A 6,030-nucleotide genomic window follows, 5' to 3' on the forward strand; every position below is an offset into this window, starting at 1 on the left:
CGCACCAGCGACGAACCGTCAGCCCTCACGACACCACGAGTTCAACCTCAGTAGCTACTCCGACCCGCGTTATGAGGCTCGAAAACGCGCGCTCCCTGTTGTATCGCCGCCCCTCGGGCTTCACGTTTCCGCATCTGTCGGATCGGGATGCCCGGTTCGCTGTGGGGCAGGCTCGTTACGGATTGGGCGGCGTCTTGGTTTCGCTGCCCGATTGCCTTTACGTGAATCATCCGAATCGGATCGGCGATGCCGAATTCAAACCGGCCGGGCTCGCCGCGGCCGTCCGCTGCGGTTTCACTATTCCGCCTACCCTTGTCACGAACGATCCTGCGGAGGCTAAGAAATTCGCTGCGGATCAAGGGCCGGTGTTGTACAAGCCTTTGAATGTTCCGCTGTACATGCTCGATGGCCAGTCCTGCACGGTCGAAGTCGCTCAGGTCCTCCTCGACGAAATAGACGAGGAAGTGGCGGGCACGGCCCACCTGTTTCAGAGTCTCATCGACAAGGTGGCGGACGTTCGAACTACCGTGATTGGCGGCAAAGTTTTCTCGGTCCGTATCGAGTCAGACGCTCTCGACTGGCGCACTTCGTATGGACGTCACACTTATAGGGTGGTCGAGACGCCGTCCGAGATTGCCGCAGCGCTGTTCGTCTATCTTGATAGCTTCGGATTGGTCTTCGGGGCCTTCGATTTCGCCGTAACCGGTCGTGGCGAATGGGTATTTCTTGAGTGCAATCCATCCGGGCAGTGGGCTTGGCTCGAAGATGAAACCGGCCTGCCCATGGTGGCAGCATTCGCTGACCTACTGGAGAGAGGGAAGATGCATGACTGACCTGAAGCAGGCCGCCGCTCGGCTGCGAAAGCAACTCGCAGACAGGCTAGAGGAAGACGGACACCTGAAGTCCGCAGAATGGCGGGCCGCTGTGGAAGCGGTTCCCCGACATGAGTTCCTCTCCTCCGGCATCTTCCGGCCCGTCCCCGGCAGCTCACCCACGGCCTACGGGCCTGTCCTGGCCGACGAACGGTCGGATGCCTGGCTTGCCCTGTGCTACTCCGATGAGTCCCTGGTCACCCAGATCGCCGGAGTAATCGAGCCCCGGGACATCACGGGAACTATCGCGCGCCTTCCGTCATCTTCGTCAACCTTGCCGTCACTCATGATCGATATGTTGGAAGCACTCGACGTGAGGGATGGTAATTCGGTTCTGGAAATCGGCACGGGGACCGGCTACAACGCTGGTCTTCTGGCCCACAGGATCGGTCCTGAGAATGTCACGACCGTGGACACAGACGCGGGAGTAGCAGCCAAAGCCCGCAATGCCTTGTGGGGCTGCGGTTATCCCGTCACTGTCGTTGCTGCGGACGGTCGGCAGGGTTTCAGTGAAAACGCTCCATACGATCGCGTTATCGCAACTTGCAGTGTTGCGCACGTCCGGCCGGAATGGGTTGCTCAGACCAAGCCGGGCGGAGTCGTCCTCACCACCATTCGGGGCGGACTGTGGTCCTCCGGCCTCGCGAAGCTAACCGTCCATGATGACGGAACGGCGGAAGGCCGCTTCATCTCCGAAGCCTCATTCATGCGGGCACGTCAGGAAGAACCGAACTCCGACAACTCACTCCCCGCCATCGATGAGGGAGAACAGAGGCCCGCGACGCTCGGCGCAGACATCCTGAATGATTGGACGGCCCGCTTCATTCTCGACAATTGCATGGCTGGGCTATCGCTGATCAATGGCGTGAGTCTGAATGGTGAGCCGCCGAGCGACTATCTCCTTAACTCTGCGACGAATTCTTTCGCCGTCCTGTCCGGCAATAGTCGGGACGGCTACTTGGTTCGGCAGGGCGGGCGAATTCGGATCTGGGACCTAGCTGAAGAGGCTATCTCGAAATGGAAGGAGTCGGGTTCCCCTTCTGTAGCGGACCTCCGCATCAGGGTGACGCCCCACGTCCAGCAGATCCTTCTGGAAAAGCCCGGCGGCGCCTATTTGGAGAAGCCCATCAATTAATTAATTCGTCGTGTACTTGAACACATTGAGCTGTTGTCAGCAACGGTTGGTGACGTTTACGTGAGGAAGTGGCTTGTCTGGCCCCCGGCTTCCGGACATGCGCGAAGCCCCTGGCAAGAAACGGTCGCGGGTGGGGCGCCTACCAGATCAGGCGCTGTCCCTCGGGGCCGACGTGCAGCCGCAGGCGCTCGGCGGGGGGCATGTCGGCGTCGCGCCATCGGGTGATCTGGTCCGTGATCGCGTCCCAGAGACGGGTGGGACCCCCCTGCCTGACCTTCCACTGGCCGCCGTCGCGGAACGCGGCTGCCCACGCTCCGGCTTCCACGTCGATCACCACGTATTCGTCTCGCCCGTTTCGCGGCATCGTGAAACGCTGGGCTCGTGGCGTCGCGAACTGTGCGACGATCGCGCTGTCCAGTCATCCAGCACATCCCCTCCGATGTGTGCGGGCATGGCTTCCGCCGAATCGAAGTCGGGCAGCACCCCCAGGGCGGGGGGCTGGTGAGGCCGCGCGAGCATGAGCGAGACGTGCCCACCGAGAAACGGGCCGCTTGCCGTTCCGTCGTCCGCCACGGTCAGGCGCACCAGCTCGGAAGCGTTCATCCATCCGCAGACCGCGACCAGGATCTCGCCTCCCGGGCGGGTCTGAGTGATCCACTCGTGCGGGACGGCGCGAACTCCGCATGTGGCGATCACGCGGTCATAGGGGCCGCTCTCCTTGTGCCCCGCCAGTCCGTCACCGACCACGAGGCCGGGCCGGTAGTTCAATCCGCCGAGAGCCATACCAGCACGGGAGGAAACGTCCGCGTCGATTTCGACCGACGTCACGTTGTCGTCACCGACCACATGGGAGAGAAGGGCGGTCGAGTAGCCCGTTCCCGTGCCGACTTCGAGAACCCTTGTCCCTTCGGAGGCGTTCAGCTCTTCGAGCATGCGCACCACGAGCCCCGGCAGAGTGGACGACGAAGAGGGGCGATGGGCAATGCGCCCCTCGACCTGGCGCGGGAAAACGGACTCGGCCACTTGCGTGACCAACGTGTCATCCTCGTACACGCGCCTGAGCCCTTCGGGCCTGTCGGCACATGCGGGGCGATACCAGCCCATGTCCTCGTACTCGTACCACCCGTCGGCCAGGAAAGCCTCACGGGGTACGGCCGCAACGGCAGCCTTTCACGCGGGGCTTCGCAGCGATCCGGCTTCCGAGAGGCGCCGCGCGAGGTCAGCCCGTAGCCCTTCGGAAGAAACGCCGTCAGCCACGTCCACTCTCTCCGCTCTCCAGCGGGTCAGCGACAGCCGGGGTGCGGGTGGTGGCCGCCCAAGCCCTCAAGCCGCCGTGTCATCCGTCATGCTGGCCCACGGGCGCTGGGCCGTGTTCGCCGAAGGGCGGTTGCCAGCCCAACGATGACGAGGAGGATCGTGTTCGTCGACCGGGTCCATGTGCCGGAGGGGTTGGTGCCGGGTGCCGCCGAGCGGGAGCGTTGGCCGTTCAGTGTGCCCGGGGTGGCCGAGGTGGTCGCGCGTGGGCTGGCGTTCGGCCGCCCGGTCACGTTTCTGGTCGGGGAGAACGGCTCAGGGAAGTCCACGCTGGTCGAGGCGATCGCGGAGAGCTTCTCGCTCGACGCGTACGGGGGCAGGCTCGGCGCGTTGCGGGGGCGCCCGGACCTGGTGCGCACGCCGTTGGGCGAGATCCTGCGCGCGGACACGACGGTTGCCGGGGCCCGGATGCTGGCGGGGCCGCGTCGTAGGAAGAACAGGTTCTTCCTACGGGCCGAGACGGCGTTCCAGATGACGGAGAACCTGGGCGGGGTGCCCGGGTACTGGGAGCAGGACACGAGCGCCATGAGCCATGGCGAGGGCTTCCTCACGATGTTCGAGGCGATGTTCGCCGCGCCCGGCTTCTACGTCATGGACGAGCCGGAGGCGGCGCTTTCGTTCACGTCGTCGCTCCGCTTGGTCGCGTTGCTGTACGAGCTGGGCCGGACCGGATCGCAGGTGGTCTGCGCCACCCACTCTCCGGTTCTGGCCAGCACCCCGGGCGCCGAGATCATCGAGCTGGGGGAGCACGGGCTCCGGCGCGCGGAGTGGCACGATCTCGAACTGACCGACCACTGGCGCCGGTTCCTCGCGGAGCCAAACGCCTACCTTCGCCACATCACGTCGTGACCGCGAGCGAAACGGCCGCGGCTGACGCCCGCTTCCGTGCCTGGATGCGGGACAACCTCCACCGCGCGGCGGCGCACTTCGGGCTCATCGAGGCCGACGAGCCCGTCTTCGGCTGGCGATTCCGATCCATCGGGACCGTGGCGGACGGCCCGGACGGCCGTTGACCGGGAGCTGTGGGGGCGCGGCCCGCTCGGCACGGACGCGGCGACGCTGTACTGCTCCAGCCTCCAGGTTCCGGAGTTGGCCGGACGTGTGCGGGACCACTTCCCCGTCCTTGACACCGAAGACGGCCACCGGGCCCAACTCCATGTGACCGCCCGCCTGCTGCACCGGGCTGAACTCGGCGACCACCCGAACCTGGTGCAGCCGCTGAGGAGACACGCGAGGTCTCTCCTGCGCCACACAACAGTGAGTTCACGTGAGAGGCACCTACGGGGAGGGGTGGCCACCCCCGCCACCCTCCCGGATGGAACGTGCCGGGGCGCGGCGGGCCACCGGGGTGCGGGGTGGTGGCCGCCGCGCGGTCAAAACTTGGTTGTGGTGATGAACGCGCGCCAGGCGTCGTGGCTGATGATGAGGATCGGGCCCGTGCCGCGTGCCTTGGAGTCCCGGACGGCTACGGCGTGGTGGCTCTCGGCGCGGGTCTCAAGGCAGTTGCCTCCGTTGCCCGATGAGTAGGAGGACTTGTGCCAGGTGGGGGTCATGAGGTGGTCGCCATGTCGATGAAGGCGCGCCAGGCGTCGTGGCCGATGACGAGGACCGGGCCGGTGTCGCGTTCCTTGGAGTCGCGGACCGCTATGCCGTGGTGGCTCTCGGGGCGCGTCTCCAGGCAACTGCCTCCGTTGCCGGATGAGTAGGAGGACTTGCGCCACGCGTGAAGGTGCGGGTCGGTGGTGGTCATGAGTATTCCTCAGCGATCTTCGCGATGAACGCAGCCGACTCACGCGGTCCCAGCGCGTCCGCCCTCAGCCGCTCGTACGTCTGCACCGCGAAGTTTACGCGTTCCTTCTCCTCGGACATCTGTCCGCCCATGATGGTGTCCGCATACAGCGTGAGGCGTCCGTCGGCCTGACGCAACAATTCGAGCGGTTCGGTGCTCGGGGGCGGCCCCACCCGGTAGGGGAGCACCTGCACCGTCACCTTGGGCAACGCGAGCAGCTTACCTAGCTGTTGGTACTGCTCGCGCATGATTTCCGGGCCGCCCATCTGCATGCGCAGCGCCGACTCATGGATGACCGCCCACACCACGGGGGGCTTCTCCCGCGTCAGGATCTTCTTGCGCCGCATGCGGGTGGCGACCTGGCTGGAGATGGTGGACGGATCCGCGTGGGGGTCGTATGCCTCGAAGACCGCGCGGGCATACTCGGGGGTCTGCAAGAGACCGGGGATCACCGTGAGCGAGTAGATCAGGATCTCCACGGCCGTTGCCTCCTGCTTGACGAACGGCAGGAACCAGCTCGGGTGGCCGCGTTCGAGGAGGCGTTCCCGTAGCCGTTCGAAGATCCCTTCGGTTCCCAGGACATGATCGCATCGGCGTGCGAATTCGGCCGAGGGGATCTTGCGTCCCGACTCGACGTTCGAGACATGCCCCTGCGTGTAGCCCGTTCCCTCGGCGAACTTGGCCTGCGTCAGCTTGCGCCCGAGACGGGCTCGCTTCACCTCCCCGCCGAAGTATTCAAGATCGGAAATGTCATTGGGGACGGAGTCGGTACCTGCCACCGCTACCTGCGCTTCTCTTGTTCGAGTGACCCCAACTCCCGAGGTCACAGCTTTTCTTGGCCCCTGGCATACCCGCGAAGACGGCGTTCAATCTGCTTCTCTTGGGGGCCCGCGAGAAGAGGGTTGGAGGAGGTTGTCTTG

At 65.1% G+C, this 6,030-nt stretch carries 9 protein-coding genes; 4 read left to right on the forward strand and 5 right to left on the reverse strand.

Annotated elements, in window-relative coordinates:
- Together DEH69_RS05470 and tgmC are read left to right on the forward strand one after the other, a co-directional pair.
- Positions 1–833, forward strand: an 833-nt coding sequence (locus DEH69_RS05470; protein WP_220131195.1) for an ATP-grasp ribosomal peptide maturase, incomplete at its 5' end; no start/stop codon positions are given.
- The gene (gene tgmC / locus DEH69_RS05475; protein ID WP_181727274.1) at positions 826–2,007 is read left to right on the forward strand and encodes an ATP-grasp peptide maturase system methyltransferase; all 1,182 of its coding nucleotides are present in this window, start codon (positions 826–828) and stop codon (positions 2,005–2,007) included. The genes DEH69_RS05470 and tgmC, both read left to right, overlap by 8 nt.
- A gap of 139 nt (positions 2,008–2,146) precedes the next feature.
- On the opposite strand, the gene DEH69_RS32380 is transcribed toward tgmC, so the two are convergent.
- Both DEH69_RS32380 and DEH69_RS32385 read right to left on the reverse strand, forming a co-directional pair.
- Positions 2,147–2,332: a hypothetical protein gene (locus DEH69_RS32380; RefSeq protein ID WP_258534456.1), complete on the reverse strand. Its 186-nt coding sequence runs from the start codon at positions 2,330–2,332 to the stop codon at positions 2,147–2,149.
- A 5-nt stretch (positions 2,333–2,337) separates the two neighbouring features.
- Positions 2,338–3,060, reverse strand: a complete 723-nt coding sequence (locus DEH69_RS32385; protein ID WP_258534457.1) for an rRNA adenine N-6-methyltransferase family protein — start codon at positions 3,058–3,060, stop codon at positions 2,338–2,340.
- Positions 3,061–3,423: 363 nt separating this feature from the next.
- Between DEH69_RS32385 and DEH69_RS05485 the strand changes: the two genes are divergently transcribed.
- Together DEH69_RS05485 and DEH69_RS31305 are read left to right on the forward strand one after the other, a co-directional pair.
- Complete coding sequence (locus DEH69_RS05485) at positions 3,424–4,170, forward strand: AAA family ATPase (RefSeq protein WP_220131196.1); 747 nt, start codon at positions 3,424–3,426, stop codon at positions 4,168–4,170.
- A complete protein-coding gene (locus DEH69_RS31305) occupies positions 4,167–4,334 on the forward strand; it encodes a hypothetical protein (RefSeq protein ID WP_181727275.1) in 168 nt (55 codons plus the stop codon). Before DEH69_RS05485 ends, DEH69_RS31305 begins: the two co-directional genes overlap by 4 nt.
- A 360-nt stretch (positions 4,335–4,694) precedes the next feature.
- Here DEH69_RS31305 and DEH69_RS05495 read toward each other — a convergent pair whose 3' ends face one another.
- Genes DEH69_RS05495 through DEH69_RS05505 form a run of 3 tightly spaced genes read right to left on the reverse strand, consistent with a single transcriptional unit; the run spans position 4,695 to position 5,889 of the window.
- Entirely contained in the window at positions 4,695–4,874 is a 180-nt protein-coding gene (locus DEH69_RS05495; protein ID WP_113685740.1) for a DUF397 domain-containing protein, read from the reverse strand.
- Positions 4,871–5,071, reverse strand: coding sequence for a DUF397 domain-containing protein (locus DEH69_RS05500; protein ID WP_113685741.1), 201 nt, complete (start codon positions 5,069–5,071; stop codon positions 4,871–4,873). Before DEH69_RS05500 ends, DEH69_RS05495 begins: the two co-directional genes overlap by 4 nt.
- On the reverse strand, positions 5,068–5,889 hold the full coding sequence (locus DEH69_RS05505) for a helix-turn-helix transcriptional regulator (RefSeq protein ID WP_181727276.1): 822 nt from the start codon (positions 5,887–5,889) through the stop codon (positions 5,068–5,070). Before DEH69_RS05505 ends, DEH69_RS05500 begins: the two co-directional genes overlap by 4 nt.
- Positions 5,890–6,030: the final 141 nt, after the last annotated feature.

It is taken from the genome of Streptomyces sp. PT12 (genome assembly GCF_003311645.1).
Taxonomy (GTDB): domain Bacteria; phylum Actinomycetota; class Actinomycetes; order Streptomycetales; family Streptomycetaceae; genus Streptomyces.

Excerpts from the sequence above, each read along its gene's own strand:
- tgmC (WP_181727274.1), top strand. The coding sequence starts at position 826 with ATGACTGACCTGAAGCAGGCCGCCGCTCGGCTGCGAAAGCAACTCGCA.
- DEH69_RS05500 (WP_113685741.1), bottom strand. The coding sequence starts at position 5,071 with ATGACCACCACCGACCCGCACCTTCACGCGTGGCGCAAGTCCTCCTAC.
- DEH69_RS05495 (WP_113685740.1), bottom strand. The coding sequence starts at position 4,874 with ATGACCCCCACCTGGCACAAGTCCTCCTACTCATCGGGCAACGGAGGC.